The sequence below is a fragment of the Faecalicatena contorta genome, assembly GCF_021531995.1.
Classification (GTDB): domain Bacteria; phylum Bacillota; class Clostridia; order Lachnospirales; family Lachnospiraceae; genus Dorea_A; species Dorea_A contorta_A.
Genome location: NZ_JAFBIZ010000257.1, coordinates 1 through 1,076 on the forward strand (window position 1 = coordinate 1; position 1,076 = coordinate 1,076).

At 42.6% G+C, this 1,076-nt stretch carries 6 tRNA genes; all 6 read left to right on the forward strand.

The annotated features are described in order from the left end of the window. The first annotated feature begins 100 nt into the window (after positions 1 to 100). The 6 genes from JQM82_RS15760 to JQM82_RS15785 all read left to right on the forward strand — a co-directional run bounded on the left by JQM82_RS15760 (position 101) and on the right by JQM82_RS15785 (position 681). Positions 101 to 172, forward strand: a tRNA-Glu gene (locus JQM82_RS15760). A 25-nt stretch (positions 173 to 197) separates the two neighbouring features. Beyond that, positions 198 to 270: transfer RNA gene (locus JQM82_RS15765), tRNA-Thr, on the forward strand. A gap of 28 nt (positions 271 to 298) precedes the next feature. Further along, positions 299 to 372, forward strand: a tRNA-Ile gene (locus JQM82_RS15770). Between the two features lie 7 nt (positions 373 to 379). Next, positions 380 to 453: transfer RNA gene (locus tag JQM82_RS15775), tRNA-Asp, on the forward strand. 37 nt (positions 454 to 490) lie between these two features. Continuing rightward, positions 491 to 563: transfer RNA gene (locus tag JQM82_RS15780), tRNA-Val, on the forward strand. 31 nt (positions 564 to 594) lie between these two features. After that, positions 595 to 681: transfer RNA gene (locus JQM82_RS15785), tRNA-Leu, on the forward strand. Positions 682 to 1,076 lie beyond the last annotated feature (395 nt).

Genomic DNA, 1,076 nt, shown 5'->3' on the forward strand with positions numbered 1-1,076 from the left:
ATTTTTTTGAAAAACACTTGCCAAAAGAATAATCTTATGGTATTATATAACTCGGTCGCTTGAGGAATTAAAAACAGATTCTTCAGTGACAAGGTAACATGGCTCCGTGGTCAAGCGGTTAAGACATCGCCCTTTCACGGCGGTAACACGGGTTCGATTCCCGTCGGAGTCATTGCCCAAGCGAATGGGTTGTAGTTGCCGATGTGGCTCAATTGGCAGAGCAGCTGATTTGTAATCAGCAGGTTATCGGTTCGAGTCCGATCATCGGCTTAGTTCCTAACAGGGACTTATTGATTTTGGACCTTTAGCTCAGTTGGTTAGAGCAATCGGCTCATAACCGATCGGTCCTGGGTTCGAGTCCCCGAAGGTCCATTATCCTGGCCCAGTGGCTCAGTTGGTTAGAGCGCCGCCCTGTCACGGCGGAGGTCGAGAGTTCGAGTCTCTTCTGGGTCGTTTGCATCAAAAAAGATGCAGCGATACAATTGCATATGGGATCATAGCTCAGCTGGGAGAGCATCTGCCTTACAAGCAGAGGGTCATAGGTTCGAGCCCTATTGGTCCCACTTTACAACACACACATCGTGTTGTAAGAATGCCGCAGTGGCGGAACTGGCAGACGCACAGGACTTAAAATCCTGCGGGACTTATACTCCCGTACCGGTTCGATTCCGGTCTGCGGCATTTGTTATTTTAAGGCTTAATCCGTAAGGATTATGCCTTTTTATGTATCATTATCTAAAATGATCAGGTATTAATCTAAAATGATCAGGTATTAATCTAAAATAATCTGGTATGATCAGGTATTAATCTAATATGAGGCATCGATCCGCCGATAATCCATTGAAAAATCTATTGAAAATCAAGTCTGGTTCAGCTAAAAGTATAAAAAAGCAGGAATCTATCTGTAAAAAATCCTTGAAAAATGAGTCTGGTTCAGCTAGAAGTATAAAAAAGCAGGAATCTATCTGTAAAAAATCCTTGAAAAATGAGTCTGGTTCAGCTAGAGGCATAGAAAAGCAAGAATCTATCCGCCGAAATTAGGATAAAAAATGAAATTATAGCATCGAGAATTATTT